Below are 18,780 nucleotides of genomic sequence, written 5' to 3'. Positions count from 1 at the left end.
CCTTGGTCAAAAGCGCACCGGAATCGTCTTCGTTCGTTTCCCGCCGCAAACCCGATCGCGACAGCTTGAACCCGCCTGAAACCCAGGTCGTCATCGATTTCGACGACAACCGTGCCGCCTCCGCTCTGGTCGGTCCCTACGGCCAGAACCTCGCTCAGATCGAGCGCAGGCTCAGCGTGGTGGTGGATTCGCGCGGCAACCACATCACCATCGGCGGCTCGCGCGAGGGCTGCGATGCAGCGCGGCGCGTGCTGGAAACGCTGTATGCCCAGGCGGTGTCGGGCCACGATCTGGTGCAGGGCGACGTCGAAGGCGCTATCCGCGCCGTGATCGCCCAGGGGTCGCTGTTCGAATTCGACACCAAGCAGCCGTCCGCCACCGCGTTCGAGGCGATCAACCTGCGCAAGCGCCCGGTCCGGGCCCGCACCGCCGCGCAGGACTCCTACATCCGCGCGCTGAAGCGGCACGAGCTGGTATTCGGCGTCGGCCCGGCCGGCACCGGCAAAACCTGGCTGGCGGTGGCGCATGCCGCGCAGCTGTTCGAGCGCAAGGAAGTTGACCGCATCATCCTGTCGCGGCCCGCGGTCGAAGCCGGCGAACGGCTCGGCTTTCTGCCCGGCGATCTGCGCGAGAAGGTCGATCCTTACTTACGGCCGATCTACGACGCGCTGTACGATCTGATGGATGCCCGGATCGTCGAACGCGCGCTGCAGTCCGGCGAGATCGAGATTGCGCCGCTGGCATTCATGCGCGGCCGCACCCTGACCAACGCGGCGATCATCCTCGACGAAGCGCAGAACACCACGTCGATGCAGATGAAAATGTTTCTCACTCGCCTCGGCGAGAACAGCCGGATGATCATCACCGGCGACCCCAGCCAGGTCGACCTGCCGAACGGCCAGACGTCGGGCTTGGCCGAAGCGGCCCGCTTGCTATCCGGCGTCGAGGGCATCGCCCAGGTCCAGTTCAGGGCCGAGGACGTGATCCGCCACGAATTGGTGGCGCGGATCGTCGCCGCCTACGAAGGAGCGCCGTCACCGGCGAATGGTAAGTCGTGATGTCGCAGCCACGCCCTGGGCGCCACCCCGATTGCAACGGGGCGGACCCGGATAGTAATTTTGCCTCGATGACCCATCGTGCTCGTCCATTCACCGAAGTCGTGATCGAAGCCGATTGCTGGCAGGCCGAAGCATCGGCCGAAGCAACCGTGCTGCGCGCGATCGAAGCCGCCGCCGATGCGATCGACGCCGACACCGGCGGTGCCGAGCTCGCCGTGATGCTGACCGACGATGATCACATCCGCCAGCTCAACGCCTCGTTCCGCGGCAAGGACAAGCCGACCAACGTATTGTCGTTTCCCGCCACCCAACCCGAGGTGCAGCCGGACGGCGCGCCGCGGATGCTGGGCGACATCGCGATCGCGTATCAGACCGTCCGCCGCGAGGCCGAGGACGAAGCCAAACCGTTCGATCACCACCTCAGTCACCTCGCCGTGCACGGCTTCCTGCATCTGGTCGGTTACGACCACGAGACCGATGAGGAAGCCGAGGAGATGGAAGACGCCGAGCGCGCAATCCTGGCGCGGCTCGGGATTCCGGATCCGTATGCGGGCCAGGATCGGGTGAGCTGACATGCCCGACGGCGACAGAGCTCAGACCGGTTCGCAGGCTTCGCTGCAGGATTCCACGCGCGGTCAGTTACCCGCGGTGGTGCACCAGGGCGAAGTGCTGCATCCCTATGGCGGCAATTGGCTGATCCGTGCGATCCGTTCGCTGTTCGGCTGGAAGCCCGGCTCGGTGCGCGACGATCTGCAGGTCGTACTCGACACCAGCCCGCCCGACGACTCCGGCTTCTCAACGCTCGAGCGCACGATGCTGCGCAACATCCTCGGGCTGCACGATCGCCGGATCGCCGACGTCATGGTGCACCGCGCCGACATCGTCGCGATCAAGCAGGACATCCAGCTCGGCGAACTGCTCAGCCTGTTTCAGGACGCGGCGCATTCGCGACTCGTGGTTTACAACGAGACGCTCGACGATCCGGTCGGCATCGTTCACATCCGCGACCTCGTGGCGTTCATGACCGCCAAGGCGAAGGTGACGCCGGCCACGGTTGCCAAGCGCAAGAAAGCGCTGCCGGCCGGGCTCGACCTCCGCGCTATCGATCTGAAGATGCCGCTGACCGAAACCGGCATCATCCGCAAGTTGCTGTACGTGCCGCCATCGATGCGGGCGATCGACCTGCTGGCGCAGATGCAGGCGGCGCGGATTCATCTGGCGCTGGTGGTCGACGAATACGGCGGCACCGACGGCTTGGTATCGATCGAAGACATCGTCGAACAGATCGTCGGCGAGATCGACGACGAGCACGACTCGACCGAGCCGCCGTCGATCGTGCGCCAGGCCGACGGCTCGTTCATCGCTGATGCGCGAGCCAGCCTGGAAGACGTCCGCGCCATGATTGGCGATCAGTTCGTCACCGGCGAAGCGGGCGAAGACGTCGAAACGCTCGGCGGCTACCTCGTCAATCACGTCGGCCGGCTGCCGGTGCGCGGCGAAGTGATCGCCGGCCCCGGCACCTTCGAATTCGAAGTGCTCGATGCCGATCCGCGGCGGGTGAAGCGGCTACGGATCGGGCCGCGCAAGGAACGCCCCGCCCCACGCACACGCGACAGTCGGCGGCGCGAGACCGCGACCGATTCCGCCGCGCCGACGACGACGGACGGCAGCGGCTCCAGCTCATCACCAACGACCGGCGACGGGACCGGTTCGCCGTGACGCGTCGGGGTGTGCTGAGCCGGATCGCCTCGGGCATCATCCTGGCGTGGGGCTGGAAGCGCGCTGTGATCGCGCTGCTGGCCGGCGCACTCTCCTCACTGGCGATGGAGCCGTTCAACGCCTGGCCGGTTCTGTTCATTACCTTCCCGATCGCGGTGTGGCTGATCGACGGCTCTGCAGCCGGCAAGCGGCGCGGCGTCCCCGCTGCGGCGATGGCCGGCTGGTGGTTCGGCTTCGGTTATTTCGTCCCCGGCCTGTACTGGATCGGCTACGCGTTTCTGGTCGATGCCGACACCTTCGCCTGGCTGCTGCCGGCCGCGATATGTGGCTTGCCGGCCTATCTGGCGCTGTTCACCGCGCTCGGCTTCGCGCTGGCACGGCTGTTGTGGCGCCCCGATACTCTGCGCATCCTGTCGCTCGCCGTCAGCCTGACGATCAGCGAATGGCTACGCGGCCACCTGCTCACCGGCTTTCCCTGGAATGCGTTCGGCTACGCCCTGACCGAGCCGCTCGCGCTGGCGCAAAGCATCTCGGTGATCGGCATCTGGGGGCTGACGCTGCTGGCGGTGGCGATCTTCGCCTCGCCCGCGGTGCTGATCGATGGCGGCACCACCGGCAAGCGGCGCTGGGCGGCGCCGGCGATCGCACTGGGCGTGCTGGCCGCGATGGCGGTGTTTGGCGGCATTCGACTCAAATTGTCGCCGACCCAGCTCGTCGACAACGTCCGGCTGCGGATCATGCAGCCCAACCTGCCGCAGGACGCGCGCTTCAATTATTCCGCCAAAGCCGACGTGATGCAGAAATATCTGTCACTGTCGGACCGCTCGACAGGGCCGAAATCGACGGGGGTTCGCGACGTCTCGCTGCTGATCTGGCCGGAATCGGCGTTTCCGTTCTTCCTGTCGCGGGAAGCGGATGCGATGGCGCAGATCGCAGAGCTGCTGCCGAAAGGCACCGTGCTGCTGACCGGGGCGGTCCGCCCGCCTGAATTACCGCCGGGGCGCCGGATTACCCGCGCGTACAATTCGATCTACGCGATCGATCATGATGGCAGCATTTTGTCGGTCTACGACAAACTCCATCTGGTCCCATTCGGCGAATTTCTGCCGTACCAGAATCTGATGGAGAAGATCGGCTTCGTCCAACTTACCAAGGTGCAGGGCGGATTTTTATCCGGTGTGGCGCGTCATAACCTCGAACTGCCCAACGCCCCGCCGCTGCTGCCGCTGATTTGTTACGAGGCAATTTTCCCGGACGAAATTGCGATCGGCAACAACCGTCCCGGCTGGATGCTGAATCTCACAAACGACGGCTGGTTCGGCATTTCCAGCGGCCCCTATCAGCACCTGCAGCAGGCGCGGATGCGTGCCATCGAGCAGGGCCTGCCGCTTGTTCGCGCAGCGAACACCGGCGTTTCCGCAGTGATCGATCCGGTCGGACGGATCGTCGCAGAGCTCGGCCTCGGCGTCGAAGGGGTGCTGGATTCGGGGCTGCCGGCACCGGTGGCACCGACGATCTATGCGCGGGTGGGCGAACTTCCTGCAGCCGTGCTGGTTGCGTTAGTGATGATGCTTGTACTATTACGAAAGCGCTCACCGGGCTCGTGCTAATACGCGGATCGGCGACGCAACCAGAGATTAAGTTCGAGAAAATTCGCACTCGCGTAGCCCGCGAATTTTCCTCGGCGTAAATTAACGCCGAATCCCCGTTGGATTCCAAAGACATTTGACGACTCCAATATTTGAGGCGTATTCCAACCCGCATGCGCTAACTGTTGGCGTATGCACGTGCCTGAGGAGTGAGTGAGATGTCGACTAAAGCGCCCAATCCTGTTGACAAATACGTCGGCAGCCGTGTGCGCATGCGACGCATCATGCTGGGCATGAGTCAGGAGAAACTCGGCGAAGCGCTGGGTCTGACTTTTCAGCAAGTGCAGAAATACGAGAAGGGGACCAACCGCGTCGGCGCCAGCCGCATTCAGCAGATCGCTGAAGTCCTGCAGGTCCCGGTGTCCTTCTTGTTCGAAGGCGGCCCGAGCGGCGGCCTAGCTAACGGCAACGGCTTCAGTGAGGCGCCGTCGCCTTCATACGTGTCCGACTTCCTCGCGACTTCCGAAGGTCTGGCGCTGACCCGCGCCTTTACCAAGATCACCGATGCCAAGCTTCGTCGCAGCATCGTCGATCTCGTCGAACGGATCGCCGCGCGCGAAGCGGACGAGACGAACTGATCGATCGACCTCCGTCGCGCCGGCCTCCGCAAATGATATAAGCGGGGCCGGTTTTTCGTTCACGGTCGAAACAAGATGGCGGTCCTGTAAGCAGGGCAGCCTGTCGAAGAAGTGCGAGCGCGGTCGCTTGATGTTCAATATTGATCACCCAGACTCGGCGCCGGACACTGAAGATCACAACGGTGAAAATCACGATGGCGACGTCGTGATGCACGGCCAGGGATCGTTCTTCGGCCGCCGCAAGGGTCACAAGCTGCGGGCTCATCAGGCCGACCTGATCGAGAACCTGCTGCCGCATTTGTCGCTGCAGATCGACGCGCCGGCGCCCGAACCGCTTACGACATTGTTCGATCCTCCGGTCGAGCATATGCGGCTCGAAATCGGTTTCGGCGGCGGCGAACACCTGATCGCCGAAGCGCTGGCGCATCCAAACACGGGCTTCATCGGCGCCGAGCCTTACGTCAACGGCATGGCGAAGATTCTGGCTCGGATCGAGGCCGAGAACATCCGCAACATCCGGCTGTTTGCCGGCGACGCCTCGGAGCTGCTGGCCTGGGTGCCGGCCGGCTCGCTGGCGCGGATCGACCTGATCCATCCCGATCCGTGGCCAAAGCGCCGACACTGGAAGCGTCGCTTCGTGCAGGACGCCACCGTCACGGCGATGGCGCGCGCGCTGACGCCGCACGGCGAATTCCGCTTCGTCAGCGACATCGACGGCTACAACGCCTGGACGCTGGCGCATCTGCTGCGTGCGCCGAGCTTCGACTGGCTCGCCCAGCGCGCCGACGATTGGCGCAAGCCCTGGCCCAACTACACGATGACGCGCTATGGCCGCAAAGCCGAACGCGAGGGCCGGCGCGCCAACTATCTGCGTTTCGAACGTCTCTAATCTCTGCGGCGATTAGTTCGTCTGCGCGGCGAGCCTCGCGTTCCGCACGTCGGTCGCCTCCCACACCATTCGCTTGCCGCGTTCGCGTCCGAGCAGTTCGATCGGATCGTGATTGTCGATGTGGCCGAACTGACCTTTGTACACGCTGTAGCCGCATAGTTCCTGCAGCCGCCGAGGAAAGCGCTGCGCGATCTCCTGCGGAATCCCGAGCTGCAGGTTCTCCTGCTGCCGCATCCACCCCCAGCAATAGGCGCAAGAGAATGCGAAGCGGCGAGCCTCCGAGGTGTTGGGGCCGCCGCCGTGCCACAGCGCGCTATCGAACAGCATCACGCTGCCGGCCGGCATCGTCGCGGTGAGCGCGTCGTAGTCCCGGCCGTACACCGGCGAGGTCTCGTACTTATGACTTCCAGGAATGATCCGGGTCGCGCCGTTGGCTGCGGTGAAATCCGACAGCGCCCAGATCGCGTTCAGCGTGATCGGAATGTGCGGCCGCGGCAGCGGAATGAGTTGCGTATCTTCGTGGATCGGCTGCGCCTCCTGGCCGGGCCCGAGCACCAGTGAACAGAACGACGAGAGCAGGCATTCCTTATCAAGCACGGCCTCGACGATCGGCAGCACGCTGCTATGCAGCGGCACGTCCCAGAACACCTCGTCGTAAGTGAGCAGGTTGTTGACCCGGAGCGTCTTGAAGCCTTCGAACGACGTCTTGGCGCAACCAAGCTGATGGTCACGCTCGATCCGTTCGACAGCGCTGATCAGCGCCGCGACCAATGCCGGGTCCGCGGCCCGTTCGATCACGGTGTAGCCGTCGTCGCGGATACGCTGGGCATGCGTGGTGATGTCAGCTTCGCTGAGCATAATCATCCTCCCTTGTCGGCGCTGTGGGCGCGCCGTTGAGGCAAGCATAGAGCGATTTTGACCGAAGTGGACACTGCTTTGCGCAGAAAGAAGACGCGCGAGCTGGCAGCCGCGCGGGCGGCTCAGGCGTCGGCCTGCCGCATCTTCCAGAAGCCAAGCACGCGCTGCGCCGTCGACAGCGCCAGGCGCTCGAAATTGTGCTGCGCTTCTTCAACGTCCGGGCAGGCCACCGAGCGGTCCGGCCCGAGCCGCAGCCCGATCAGGGCGCGCACCGTCGCCCAGCCGAAGCCGAGCGCCTTGCCGAGGATCAGCACCGGGTCGTGCCGCTCGCCGGACATCATTTGATCAAGGGTGGAGATCCGCGTGCCGGTCATCGCCGACAGCGCCGCCACCGTCTCCTCGTATTGATGCGCCCGCGCGAAGCCGAGCACGGTCGCTTCGTTGAGTTCGCCCTTGTTGTGCAGCTCCACCACCGAGCGCTGCGCGGCGTCGAAGTCGCGCTGCACCGACGGCTGCCGCGACTCGCCGGCGAGCTCGCGCATCGCCCGGTTGATCGCGATCCGCGAACTCGGCCTTGCGCTTTCGAACAGGCGCCGGCGCACCAGATCGGTCGAGCACGCCAACAGATCCTTCAGCCGCGGCGGCGACAGATCATCCCGCGTGCCGACCGCGATCGCCAACACCCCGTCCTGCGCAGCGCGGCGGATCAGGCCGTTGAAGCCGGTCGCGGAGAATTCGGCACCCGCATTGCTGGCGACCTTGCGCACCACGTCGCGGTCGCCGCGACGCACGATCACGTCGGTGACCGGCGGCGAAATGCTCGGCCGCTCTGAGATGGCGAGCAGATGCGTCTGGCCGCGCAGCCTGGCGAGCTCGACCAGCGTCGGATCATCGAGCATCATCGAGCGCCGCAGTAGCGGTCCGGCGATGCCGATGTCTTCATCGTGCACCAGCTGCCGGACCAATTCGGGCGGCGCATTGCTGATTTCCGAAAACCGCCGCGCCAGTTCGCTGCGAACTTCGACGTCGATCTCCGGCACCAGCGTCAGCAGGATGCCGTCGAACAGCGCGACATGATCGGGCTGGAAGCTCTCGGCGCCCCGAATATACAGGTCGGATATCCGGCGCACGGCTTCGGCACGCCGGACGGGATCGCCCTGCCTGACAATGTCATCGAGTTCGGGAAGCAGAGATGTAGCGGCAGGCATCCATCGTTCTCGCGGGCGGGCCGCATTGGTACGACTGGAACCTAAAGCGGCTGCATGAACGAAGCGTTGAGCCGCGGCGTCGCATTTGCTGCGGCTGCCCCGAGGATCGGCCCAGGGCGGGGGCTCCGGACGGCTCTTGTCGCTGAGCCAAAAAAGCGCTATATCGGCGCTACTTCGAAATTCTCATACGATCCGTATCGAGAGTGGGCCCTGCGGGACCCGCTCTTTTTTATTACCTGGATCGTGGGACGCGGACCGTCGCACCTTCGGGCGCGAGACCTCCTTCACCACCTTGATACCGTTTATCGGCGAGACGTTATAACGCTTTGACCCAGGACATGACCGAGCCGACCACAGCCGTTCCGGAAACCGATGCCTTGGCCGAACCGCGCCTGGTGATCGAGCCCGGTGTCGCGGCGCGGTTCAGCGCCGTCGCGGAGCCGGTCTTGCTGGCAATGGGTTACCGCCTTGTTCGGATCAAGGTGTCAGGCGACGCCGGCTGCACCGTGCAGATCATGGCCGAGCGGCCCGACGGCACCATGCTGATCGACGATTGTGAGGCGGTGTCGCGCGCGCTGTCGCCGGTGCTCGACGTCGCCGATCCGATCGACCGCGCCTACCGGCTGGAAATCTCCTCGCCCGGCATCGACCGTCCGCTGGTGCGCCGCTCCGATTTCGCCCGTTACGCCGGGCACTTGGTCAAGATCGAGATGGCGGTGCCGCACCAAGGACGCAAGCGGTTCCGCGGCCTGCTCGACGGCGTCGAGGGCGACGCCGTGCGGGTGCAGCGCGAGGGCGGCGCCAAGGACGAAGATCCGCTGGTGCTGCTGCCGATGCACGACATCGGCGATGCCCGGCTGGTGCTGACCGACGAGCTGATCGCCGAATCGATGCGCCGCGGCAAGCAGGCCGAGCGCGACCTGAAGCAGAGCCTCGGGCTCGCACCGGAACCGCCGCCGCATGCCAAGCGCAGCGATCCGACCAAGAGCCAGGCGCCGAAGCGCGGCGCCAAGGCCGCCAAAGCGGCGGCCAAGCCGACACCGCAGAACACCAAGAAACACCGCCTTGCCGCCGAACGGGCGCGGCGTGGCGAGATCGACACCTCTGAGGGAGACTGACCATGGCCGTCAGCGCCAATAGGCTGGAACTGCTGCAGATCGCCGATGCGGTGGCTCGCGAGAAAACCATCGACCGCGGCATCGTGATCGCCGCGATGGAAGACGCGATCGCCAAGGCGGCGCGTGCCCGCTACGGCTCGGAGACCGACGTCCACGCCGAAATCGACCCGAAGAAGGGCGAGCTGCGGCTGTCGCGCCATATGCTGGTGGTCGAGCAGGTCGAAAATCCCGCCAACCAGATTTCGCTGAAGGATGCGCAGCGCGCCAATCCGGGCGCGCAGATCGGCGACACCATCGCCGACACGCTGCCGCCGCTGGAATACGGCCGTATCGCCGCGCAGTCGGCCAAGCAGGTGATCGTGCAGAAGGTCCGCGAGGCCGAGCGCGACCGCCAGTACATGGAATTCAAGGATCGCATCGGCGACATCGTCAACGGCGTCGTCAAGCGCGTCGAATATGGCAGCGTGATCGTCGACCTCGGCCGCGGCGAAGCGATCATCCGCCGCGACGAAATGCTGCCGCGTGAATCGTTCCGCAACGGCGACCGCGTCCGCGCCTATGTGTTCGACGTCCGCCGCGAGACCCGCGGCCCGCAGATCTTCCTGTCGCGCACCCATCCGCAATTCATGGCCAAGCTGTTCGCGCAGGAAGTGCCGGAAATCTACGACGGCATCGTCGAGATCAAGGCGGTGGCCCGCGATCCGGGCTCGCGCGCCAAGATCGGCGTCGTCTCTCGCGACTCGTCGGTCGACCCGGTCGGCGCCTGCGTCGGTATGCGCGGCTCGCGCGTGCAGGCCGTGGTGAACGAGCTGCAGGGCGAGAAGATCGACATCATTCCGTGGTCGCCGGACATCGCCACCTTCGTGGTCAATGCGCTGGCGCCGGCCGAAGTCTCGAAGGTCGTGATCGACGAAGATCGCGAACGCATCGAGGTTGTGGTTCCGGATACCAATAACCAACTATCCCTGGCGATTGGTCGCCGCGGTCAGAACGTGCGGCTCGCTTCGCAGCTCACCGGCTGGGATATCGACATCCTGACCGAGAGCGAAGAATCCGAGCGCCGCCAGGCCGATTTCGAGAAGACCACCCGGGCCTTCATGGACGCGCTGAACGTCGACGAGGTGGTCGGCCAGCTGCTCGCCTCCGAAGGCTTCACCTCGGTCGAAGAACTGGCTCTGGTCGACCCGCGTGAACTCGCCTCGATCGAAGGTTTCGACGAGGAAACCGCCGCCGAACTGCAGATGCGCGCCCGCGAATATCTCGACCGGATCGAATCCGAGCTCGAGGCGCGCCGCGTGGAACTCGGCGTCGAGGACGCCCTGAAGGACGTCCCCGGCGTCACCTCGAAGATGCTGGTGAAGTTCGGCGAGAACGACGTGAAGACCGTCGAGGATCTGGCCGGCTGCGCCACCGACGATCTGGTTGGTTGGACCGAGCGCAAGGACGGCGCCGAGCCGGTGAAGTATCCTGGCATTCTCGACGGCCTGGAGATGTCGCGCGAGGACGCCGAGCACCTGATCATGCAGGCCCGCGTCAAGGCCGGCTGGATCGACGAGTCGGAGCTCGCCTCCGAAGAAGAACCCGCGGACGAAGCGTCCGACGAGTCGGCGGACTGAACCGCCGATGCGTTGCGACCCGAACCCGCGCAGCACGTGAGATGAAAGGCCCGCTGCACCCATGCTCGCTGCCGAACCCGGCGCAGATCTCGACGACGGACCGCGGGCCAAAACGCCCGCGACCGAGCGGATGTGCGCGGTCACGCGGCAGGTGCGGCCGACCGGAGAACTGATCCGGTTCGTGGTCGGCCCCAACGGCGAAGTGGTGGCCGATCTCAAGCGCAAGCTGCCGGGCCGCGGCCTCTGGGTCACGGCGTCTCGGGAGATGGTGACGCAGGCGGTTCGCCGCCGCGTCTTCGCCAAAGGTTTCAAGCGCGACGTCAAGGCGCCGGCGGATCTCGCCGACGCGATCGAACGCCTGTTGGTGCGGTCGGCCCAGGATGCGCTGGCGATCGCCGCCAAGGCCGGCCAGGTGGTCAGCGGTTTCGGCAAGGTCGAAACTGCGCTGAAGAACCGCGAAGCCGTCGCGGTGATCCATGCCACCGATGGCGCGGCCGATGGAATCCGCAAGCTGGACGGGCTTTGTCGGCAAATCGACGGAGATGCGACCGCGGGCCGCAATTTTCCTCGCCTCGCCGCACTCAGCTCTGCAGAATTGGATTTGGCATTAGGGCGGTCAAATGTGATACATGCTGCCCTGCTTGCGGGCCCGGCCGGACAAACATTCCTGTCGCGCTGCCAGATCCTGGTCCGATACCGGCTGGCGGGCGACGGCGATGCCGATGCGGCCACGGCGGAAACGCCGATCGACACGCCGAAAGACGCTGCTGACCAAGACGCCGCTGACGAAGTCCGTGCGAACGCGCACAACGTTGAGAGATTGGGACTACTGAATGGTTGATACGAAAACTCCTGGCGACAAGACTCTGACGATGCCGACCAAGACTTTGACGCTGAAGCCGCGCGTCGAGCAGGGCGTCGTGCGCCAGAGCTTCAGCCACGGCCGTAGCAAGCAGGTGGTGGTCGAGAAGCGCGGCAAGCGGCGCATCGGCGGCGACGAGCCGGCCGCGCCCGCAGCGCCCGAAGTTGCAAAGAAGCCCGCCCCGGCGCCGGCCGCGCCGAGCCGGCAGCAGTCGCGCCCAGCGCCGCAGCAGTCGCGCAGCGGTATGGTGCTGCGGACCCTGACCGAGGACGAGCGCACCGCCCGCGCCACCGCGCTGGCCGACGCCCGCGTGCGCGAGATCGAGGAGCGCAAGCAGGCCGAGATCGAAGCCCAGCGCCGCGCCGAGCAGGAAAAGATCGAGAAGGCCGAGCGCGAAGCCGCCGAGGCCCGCCGCAAGGCCGAAGAAGAGCGTCACCGCCAGGAAGACGAAGCCAAGCGCAAGGCCGAGACCGAGGCCAAGAAGCGCTTCGGCGACGCCGAGCCGGCCAAGAAGCCCGCCGAGACGTCGACGACGACCACCACTACGAGTGCGGCGCCGGCCCGTCCGGCGACCACGACGACGCGCGCCCCGACTCCGGCCGGCCGTCCGCCGGCCGTTGCGGCCGAAGCTGGCGACGACGACGAAGCCCCGCGGATGATCCGTCGTCCGGGCGGCCCCGCCCGTCCGGCGCCGGCGCCGAAGCAGCCGGCCGCCAAGCCGGGCGCCTCGAAGCAGCGCGGCCGTCTCACCGTCGTCACCGCGCTCAATGCCGATGACGTGCGCGAACGTTCGATCGCCTCGTTCCGTCGCCGCACCCAGCGGCTGAAGGGCCACGCCTCGAACGAGCCGAAAGAAAAGTTGGTGCGTGAAGTCGTTATTCCCGAAGTGATCGCCATCCAGGAACTCGCCAACCGCATGTCCGAACGTGCGGTCGACGTGATCCGCCTGCTGATGAAGCAGGGCGCGATGCACAAGATCACCGACGTGATCGACGCCGACACCGCGCAGCTGATCGCCGAAGAGCTCGGCCACACCGTCAAGCGCGTCGCCGCGTCGGACGTGGAAGAAGGCCTGTTCGACGTCGTCGACGATTCCACCGATACCGAGCCGCGTTCGCCGGTCGTGACCGTGATGGGCCACGTCGACCACGGTAAGACCTCGCTGCTCGACGCGCTGCGCCACGCCAACGTGGTGTCGGGCGAAGCCGGCGGCATCACCCAGCACATCGGTGCCTATCAGGTGACCTCGCCGGAAAGCGGCAAGAAGATCACCTTCATCGACACCCCCGGCCACGCCGCGTTCACCGCGATGCGTGCCCGCGGCGCCAAGGTCACCGACATCGTGGTTCTGGTGGTCGCCGCCGACGACGGCGTGATGCCGCAGACCATCGAGGCGATCAATCACGCCAAGGCGGCCGGCGTTCCGATCATCGTGGCGATCAACAAGATCGACAAGCCGGACGCCAAGCCCGACCGTGTCCGCACCGACCTGCTGCAGCACAACGTGCAGGTGGAATCGATGGGTGGCGACGTCGTCGACGTCGAAGTGTCGGCCAAGAACAAGATCAATCTCGACAAGCTGCTCGAGATGATCGCGCTGCAGGCCGAAATCCTGGAGCTCAAGACCAACACCCAGCGTCCGGCCGAAGGCACTGTGATCGAAGCCAAGCTCGATCGCGGCCGTGGTCCGGTCGCCACCGTGCTGGTTCAGCGCGGCACCCTGCGGGTCGGCGACATCATCGTGGCCGGCGCCGAAATGGGCCGCGTCCGCGCGCTGATCTCCGACCAGGGCGAGACCGTGCAGGAAGCCGGCCCGTCGGTCCCGGTCGAAGTGCTCGGCTTCAATGGTCCGCCGGAAGCGGGCGACCGCCTCGCGGTGGTCGAAAACGAAGCCCGCGCCCGCCAGATCACCGATTACCGTGCGCACCAGAAGCGCGAGAAGTCCGCAGCCTCGGTTTCCGGCATGCGCGGCTCGCTCGAGCAGATGATGACGCAGCTGAAGACGTCCGGCCGGAAGGAATTCCCGCTGATCGTCAAGGCGGACGTGCAGGGCTCGCTGGAAGCGATCCTCGGCTCGCTGGAGAAGCTCGGCACCGACGAAGTCGCCGCGCGCATCCTGCACGCCGGCGTCGGCGGCATCAGCGAGAGCGACGTCACGCTGGCCGAAGGCTTCAACGCCGTCATCCTCGGCTTCTCGGTCCGCGCCAACAAGGAGGCCGCTGCGGCCGCCAAGCGCAACGGCATCGAGATCCGCTACTACAACATCATCTACGATCTGGTGGATGACATTAAGAAGGCGATGAGCGGCCTGCTCGCGCCGACCCTGCGCGAAACCATGCTCGGCAACGCGCAGATCCTGGAGATCTTCAACATCTCCAAGGTCGGCAAGGTCGCCGGCTGCCGCGTCACCGACGGCACCGTCGAGCGCGGCGCCAATGTTCGCCTGATCCGCGACAACGTCGTGGTGCACGAAGGCAAGCTTTCGACCTTGAAGCGCTTCAAGGACGAAGTGAAGGAAGTCGTCGCCGGCCAGGAATGCGGCATGGCGTTCGAGAACTACACCGACATGCGGGCAGGCGACATCATCGAGTGCTACCGCGTCGAGACCATCCAGCGCTCGCTGTAAGTCCGATTCTTACAGTCGAGACGCTCGGATTGAACTGAGGCGTCATGGCCGGGCCGAAGCGCGAAGCACGTCTTCGCGACGAAGTCCCGGCCGTCCACGTCTTGCTTTGCCCCATCGAAGACGTGCATGCCCGCGGCCAGGCGCGGGCATGGCGGCAATATTTGAGAGAACATCATGTCTCGCCAAAATCAGAAGAGTTCTCCGCCCGGCGGCTCGACCCGCTCGCTGCGCGTCGGCGAGCTGATCCGCCACGCCGTGGCCGAGATCCTCGCCCAGGGCGGCGTGCACGACCCGGTGCTCGAAAGCCACCTCGTCACCGTGCCCGAGGTACGGATGTCACCCGATCTCAAGCTCGCGACCATCTACGTGATGCCGCTCGGCGGCCGCGACGAGAAGCTCGTGCTCGACGCGCTCGAGCATCACAAGCGCTTCCTGCGCGGCGAGATCGCCCACCGCGTCAATTTGAAGTTCGCCCCCGAACTCCGCTTCCGCATCGACGAACGTTTCGCCGAGGCCGAGCGGATCGACAAACTGCTGCGCTCGCCGGCAGTCCAGAAAGACCTCGAACCGAATTCGGACCAGGATTAATGACCGTGACCACCCCCGACGCCCTGCTCGCCCCGCACGACGTGCAGCACGCCGGCGTCGACGAATCCGCCGCGCAGATCCGTAAGCCGCGCGACAACAACGACCCGCGCAACGCCAATCGCGGCGGCGGCAATGGCAAGCCGCGCCGCGACAAGCGCGACGTCCATGGCTGGGTGGTGCTGGATAAGCCGATCGGCATGACCTCGACCCAGGCGGTCGCGGTGCTGAAGCGACTGTTCTCGGCCAAGCGCGCCGGCCATGCCGGCACCCTCGATCCGCTCGCCTCCGGCGGCCTGCCGATCGCGATGGGCGAAGCCACCAAGACGGTGCCGTTCGTGATGGACGGCCGCAAGCGCTACCGGTTCACCGTGGCGTGGGGCGAGGAGCGGGATACCGACGACACCGAGGGCCGCGCGGTTGCCACCAGCCCGGAGCGGCCGACCGCCGAGGCGATCATAGCGCTTCTGCCGCGGTTTACCGGCGTGATCGAGCAGGTTCCGCCACAATATTCCGCCGTGAAGATCCAGGGTGAGCGCGCCTACGATCTGGCGCGCGATGGCGAGGTCGTGCCGCTGGTCCCGCGTCCGGTTGAGATCCACGAATTAACCCTTGTGGAACATGGAGATGACGGCCGCTCGGTGTTCGAGGCCGAGTGCGGCAAGGGTACCTATGTGCGGGCGCTCGCGCGCGACATGGGCCGGCTGCTCGGCTGCTACGGCCATATCTGCGCGCTGCGCCGCACCGTGGTCGGGCCGTTCGACGAGTCGGACATGATTCCGCTGGAAGAACTACAGGCTTTGTGCGATAGAGCGGCGTCCGGCGAGGGTAGCCTCGCCGACGCGCTACTGCCCGTTGAGACCGCGCTGGACGACATCCCGGCGCTGGCCGTCACTCGGGCTGATGCGGCACGGCTCCATCGGGGCCAGGCCGTTTTGTTGCGCGGACGGGATGCGCCTCATTGTAGCGGCACAGTCTATGTCACGGTGGCAGGCCGGCTTCTGGCCCTCGCCGAAGTCGGCAATGGCGAGCTCATCCCCAAGCGCGTTTTCAACCTCACCGGGCTGACTGCCAGCTCGGCCGTTCGCAAGGAAAGTATCTGACGATGTCGATTACCGCAGAACGCAAAGCGGAAGTCATCAAGACCAGCGCCACCAAGGCCGGTGATACCGGCTCGCCCGAGGTTCAGGTCGCGATCCTGTCGGAACGCATCAACAACCTGACCACGCACTTCAAGACCCACACCAAGGACAATCACTCCCGCCGTGGGCTGTTGAAGCTGGTGTCGACGCGCCGTTCGCTTCTCGACTACATCAAGAAGAAGGACGAAGCGCGCTACAAGGCGCTGCTCGAAAAGCACAACATCCGTCGCTGAGGCGTCGGAAACCCGGCCAAAGCGGATGTGCCACGACACGTCCGCGACGGCCGAAGCAAGATGTTCGCACGGGCGAGTCTTCCATCCGCCCGTGTCAGTCGGCTCAGTCGCATTCCGGCGGTTGAGCTCGTCAACGGGCCTCCAGCCCGCCGTGCGGGACCGAAGACCGATGCGTCTTCCCCGCAGCCGGGAGGAATGAACGCCATTTCCCAACTGAAGACCATGGCAGGATCGCCGGACGCTGTTTGTGCACCCGCGCAGTCAGCGTCTCGCCATCTTGCGCATGGTCTTTTGGTATTTGGCGTCCGGTCTTCCCGACAACCGATGAAAGAAAGACCCGATGTTCAATATCCATTCCGTGGAAATCGATTGGGGTGGCCGTCCCCTCAAGCTTGAAACCGGCAAGGTCGCCCGCCAGGCCGACGGCGCCGTCGTCGCGACCTATGGCGAGACCGTCGTGCTCGCCACCGTGGTGGCCGCCAAGGCGCCGCGTGAAGGCGTCGACTTCCTCCCCCTCACCGTCGACTACCAAGAGAAGGCCTACGCGGCCGGCCGTATTCCCGGCGGCTACTTCAAGCGTGAAGGCCGTCCGACCGAGAAGGAGACGCTGGTCTCCCGTCTGATCGACCGCCCGATCCGTCCGCTGTTCGCCGACGGCTGGCGCAATGAGACCCAGGTCATCGTCACCGTGCTGTCGCACGACATGGAGAACGATCCGGACGTGCTGGCGATGGTCGCCGCCTCCGCGGCGCTGACGCTGTCCGGCGTGCCGTTCAAGGGCCCGATCGGCGCCGCCCGCGTCGGCTTCATCAACGACGAATACGTGCTCAACCCCGTGCTCGACGAGATGGCCGAAACCCAGCTCGAGCTGGTGGTGGCCGGCACCGCCGACGCGGTGCTGATGGTCGAATCCGAGGCCAAGGAGCTGTCGGAAGAGATCATGCTCGGCGCCGTGATGTTCGGTCACCGCCACTTCCAGCCGGTGATCGACGCGATCATCGACCTCGCCGAGAAGGCCGCCAAGGAGCCGCGCGAACTCACCGTCGTCGACGACAGCGAGATCGAAAAGGAAATGCTCGGCCTGGTCGAGCAGGAGCTGCGTGCCGCCTACGCCATCCCGGTCAAGCAGGACCGCTACGCCGCGGTCGGCAAGGTCAAGGAGAAGGCGATCGCGCACTTCTTCCCGGAAGGCCAGGAGCCGAAATACGACAAGCTGCGCATCGCCGGCGTGTTCAAGGAGCTCGAGGCCAAGATCGTTCGCTGGAACATCCTCGACACCGGCAAGCGCATCGACGGCCGTGACAGCAAGACCGTCCGCAACATCCTGGCCCAGGTCGGCGTGCTGCCGCGTACCCACGGTTCGGCGCTGTTCACCCGCGGCGAAACCCAAGCGATGGTCGTGACCACGCTCGGCACCGGCGAAGACGAGCAGTATGTCGACTCGCTGTCCGGAACGTACAAAGAGACGTTCCTGCTGCACTACAACTTCCCGCCCTACTCGGTCGGCGAGACCGGCCGCCTCGGCGGCACCAAGCGCCGCGAGATCGGCCACGGCAAGCTGGCGTGGCGCGCGATCCATCCGGTGCTGCCGCCGCATCACGAGTTCCCCTACACCATCCGCGTCGTCTCCGAGATCACCGAGTCGAACGGTTCGTCCTCGATGGCGTCGGTGTGCGGCGCCTCGCTGGCGCTGATGGACGCGGGCGTGCCGTTGAAGCGGCCGACCGCGGGCATCGCGATGGGTCTGATCCTGGAAGGCGAGCGCTTCGCCGTGCTGTCCGACATCCTCGGCGACGAGGATCACCTCGGCGACATGGACTTCAAGGTGGCGGGCACCGAGGCGGGCATCACCTCGCTGCAGATGGACATCAAGATCGCCGGCATCACCGAAGAGATCATGAAGGTGGCGCTCGGTCAGGCCAAGGACGGCCGCATCCACATCCTGGGTGAGATGTCCAAGGCACTCGACCGCGCCCGCGCCGAGCTCGGCGAACACGCGCCGCGGATCGAGACCTTCAAGATCCCGACCGACAAGATCCGCGAAGTGATCGGCACCGGCGGCAAGGTGATCCGCGAGATCGTCGAAAAGACCGGCGCCAAGGTCAACATCGAGGACGACGGCACCGTCAAGGTGGCCTCATCCGACGGCGAGTCGATCAAGGCCGCCATCAAGTGGATCAAGTCGATCGCGTCCGATCCGGAAGTCGGCGAGATCTACGAAGGCACCGTCGTCAAGGTGATGGAGTTCGGCGCCTTCGTGAACTTCTTCGGCGCCAAGGACGGCCTGGTGCACATCAGCCAGCTCGCCGCCGGCCGCGTGCAGAAGACCTCCGACGTCGTCAAGGAAGGCGACAAGGTCAAGGTCAAGCTGCTCGGCTTCGACGACCGCGGCAAGACCCGGCTGTCGATGAAGGTGGTCGATCAGGCCACCGGCGAAGACCTCGAAGCCAAGCAGAAGGCGGAAGCCAAGGCCGAAGGCGAAGCGCCCGCGCAGGCTGCCGGCGAGTAAATCGCCCTTCAAGTAATTGAATGACCGGACTACCAGAGGCGGCCGCAAGGCCGCCTCTGTCGTTTATAGCCCCCAGCATCGACGGCAAATCTTGATCAGCGGTCACCCGGACCTAAACACCATCAAGTCT

General features: G+C 65.5%; 16 protein-coding genes. 14 read left to right on the top strand and 2 right to left on the bottom strand.

Annotated elements, in window-relative coordinates; genetic code table 11:
• The first annotated feature begins 2 nt into the window (after positions 1–2).
• The 6 genes from VRZ08_RS03115 to VRZ08_RS03090 all read left to right on the top strand — a co-directional run bounded on the left by VRZ08_RS03115 (position 3) and on the right by VRZ08_RS03090 (position 5,893).
• Complete coding sequence (locus VRZ08_RS03115) at positions 3–1,058, top strand: PhoH family protein (RefSeq protein WP_012494162.1); 1,056 nt, start codon at positions 3–5, stop codon at positions 1,056–1,058.
• A gap of 68 nt (positions 1,059–1,126) precedes the next feature.
• Entirely contained in the window at positions 1,127–1,630 is a 504-nt protein-coding gene (ybeY, locus tag VRZ08_RS03110; protein WP_414531535.1) for an rRNA maturation RNase YbeY, read from the top strand.
• Position 1,631: 1 nt separating this feature from the next.
• Positions 1,632–2,777, top strand: a complete 1,146-nt coding sequence (locus tag VRZ08_RS03105) for a hemolysin family protein (protein ID WP_414531534.1) — start codon at positions 1,632–1,634, stop codon at positions 2,775–2,777.
• Entirely contained in the window at positions 2,774–4,387 is a 1,614-nt protein-coding gene (lnt, locus tag VRZ08_RS03100) for an apolipoprotein N-acyltransferase (RefSeq protein WP_414531533.1), read from the top strand. Before VRZ08_RS03105 ends, lnt begins: the two co-directional genes overlap by 4 nt.
• Before the next feature lie 197 nt (positions 4,388–4,584).
• On the top strand, positions 4,585–5,004 hold the full coding sequence (locus VRZ08_RS03095; protein ID WP_011156011.1) for a helix-turn-helix domain-containing protein: 420 nt from the start codon (positions 4,585–4,587) through the stop codon (positions 5,002–5,004).
• Positions 5,005–5,212: 208 nt separating this feature from the next.
• The gene (locus VRZ08_RS03090) at positions 5,213–5,893 is read left to right on the top strand and encodes a tRNA (guanine(46)-N(7))-methyltransferase TrmB (RefSeq protein WP_234822393.1); all 681 of its coding nucleotides are present in this window, start codon (positions 5,213–5,215) and stop codon (positions 5,891–5,893) included.
• Between the two features lie 12 nt (positions 5,894–5,905).
• On the opposite strand, the gene VRZ08_RS03085 is transcribed toward VRZ08_RS03090, so the two are convergent.
• Together VRZ08_RS03085 and VRZ08_RS03080 are read right to left on the bottom strand one after the other, a co-directional pair.
• The gene (locus VRZ08_RS03085) at positions 5,906–6,751 is read right to left on the bottom strand and encodes a phytanoyl-CoA dioxygenase family protein (RefSeq protein ID WP_414531532.1); all 846 of its coding nucleotides are present in this window, start codon (positions 6,749–6,751) and stop codon (positions 5,906–5,908) included.
• Positions 6,752–6,873: 122 nt separating this feature from the next.
• A complete protein-coding gene (locus VRZ08_RS03080) occupies positions 6,874–7,959 on the bottom strand; it encodes a DUF2336 domain-containing protein (protein ID WP_414531531.1) in 1,086 nt (361 codons plus the stop codon).
• 338 nt (positions 7,960–8,297) lie between these two features.
• Between VRZ08_RS03080 and rimP the strand changes: the two genes are divergently transcribed.
• The 8 genes from rimP to pnp all read left to right on the top strand — a co-directional run bounded on the left by rimP (position 8,298) and on the right by pnp (position 18,650).
• A complete protein-coding gene (gene rimP / locus VRZ08_RS03075; protein ID WP_107342660.1) occupies positions 8,298–9,077 on the top strand; it encodes a ribosome maturation factor RimP in 780 nt (259 codons plus the stop codon).
• 2 nt (positions 9,078–9,079) lie between these two features.
• Positions 9,080–10,693, top strand: coding sequence for a transcription termination factor NusA (gene nusA / locus VRZ08_RS03070; RefSeq protein WP_107342659.1), 1,614 nt, complete (start codon positions 9,080–9,082; stop codon positions 10,691–10,693).
• A gap of 61 nt (positions 10,694–10,754) precedes the next feature.
• Positions 10,755–11,534: an RNA-binding protein gene (locus VRZ08_RS03065; RefSeq protein WP_414531530.1), complete on the top strand. Its 780-nt coding sequence runs from the start codon at positions 10,755–10,757 to the stop codon at positions 11,532–11,534.
• On the top strand, positions 11,527–14,181 hold the full coding sequence (gene infB, locus VRZ08_RS03060) for a translation initiation factor IF-2 (RefSeq protein ID WP_164637188.1): 2,655 nt from the start codon (positions 11,527–11,529) through the stop codon (positions 14,179–14,181). The genes VRZ08_RS03065 and infB overlap by 8 nt, the downstream gene beginning before the upstream one ends.
• Positions 14,182–14,355: 174 nt before the next feature.
• The gene (gene rbfA, locus VRZ08_RS03055) at positions 14,356–14,769 is read left to right on the top strand and encodes a 30S ribosome-binding factor RbfA (protein ID WP_107342656.1); all 414 of its coding nucleotides are present in this window, start codon (positions 14,356–14,358) and stop codon (positions 14,767–14,769) included.
• Positions 14,769–15,869: a tRNA pseudouridine(55) synthase TruB gene (gene truB / locus VRZ08_RS03050; protein ID WP_414531529.1), complete on the top strand. Its 1,101-nt coding sequence runs from the start codon at positions 14,769–14,771 to the stop codon at positions 15,867–15,869. Before rbfA ends, truB begins: the two co-directional genes overlap by 1 nt.
• A gap of 2 nt (positions 15,870–15,871) precedes the next feature.
• Positions 15,872–16,141, top strand: coding sequence for a 30S ribosomal protein S15 (rpsO, locus tag VRZ08_RS03045; RefSeq protein WP_107342654.1), 270 nt, complete (start codon positions 15,872–15,874; stop codon positions 16,139–16,141).
• Positions 16,142–16,481: 340 nt separating this feature from the next.
• Positions 16,482–18,650 carry a polyribonucleotide nucleotidyltransferase gene (pnp, locus tag VRZ08_RS03040; RefSeq protein WP_264054019.1) on the top strand — a complete coding sequence of 723 codons (2,169 nt, stop codon included), beginning with the start codon at positions 16,482–16,484 and terminating at the stop codon, positions 18,648–18,650.
• Positions 18,651–18,780 lie beyond the last annotated feature (130 nt).

The sequence above is a fragment of the Rhodopseudomonas sp. G2_2311 genome, assembly GCF_047501505.1.
In the GTDB taxonomy this organism is placed as follows: Bacteria; Pseudomonadota; Alphaproteobacteria; order Rhizobiales; family Xanthobacteraceae; genus Rhodopseudomonas; species Rhodopseudomonas palustris_H.
This window is presented reverse-complemented; position numbering and strand designations above follow the sequence as displayed.